Below are 537 nucleotides of genomic sequence, written 5' to 3'. Positions count from 1 at the left end.
TCGAATGCGTGCCCCTTAAGTGGGGCTAACCACTCGACTCGTGTACGGCAGACCGATGCACCATCCCGTGTGAACGCGGATGGGAAGGGTTGATGCACGCACCCCGACCACTGGGCGTGCAAATGAAACTGTGTGTACGTGCGATCCAGGCGTCCACTGGACTCGTTTCACCGAGTTCAATTGACGCTGTGAACTCTTTTGAGTTCACACATACTCGTGAGTCCCCACCGGGACTCACACCGTGAATCTCCGGTAGGAGATTCACACCAATGGCTACTATGCCATCTGGTGAATAGCTCGGCTCGAAAGCCGATGAAGGACGTGCCAAGCTGCGAAAAGCTCTGGGGAGCTGCACGGAAGTGAAGAACCAGAGATTTCCGAATGGGAATCCCCACCGCAATTGCTTCGCGCAATGGGGAACGCCCCGAACTGAAACATCTTAGTAAGGGCAGGAAGAGAAAACGCAATGTGATGTCGTTAGTAACTGCGGGTAAACGCGACACAGCTCAAACCGAAGCCTTCGGGCAATGTGGTGTA

At 54.4% G+C, this 537-nt stretch carries 1 rRNA gene; it reads left to right on the top strand.

What is annotated here, in order from left to right:
* Window positions 1-264: 264 nt before the first annotated feature.
* Window positions 265-537 (top strand): 23S ribosomal RNA (locus tag N5098_RS15100); the annotation flags it as partial.

Source organism: Halovenus rubra (assembly GCF_026586665.1).
Lineage (GTDB): Archaea > Halobacteriota > Halobacteria > Halobacteriales > Haloarculaceae > Halovenus > Halovenus rubra.
This window is presented reverse-complemented; position numbering and strand designations above follow the sequence as displayed.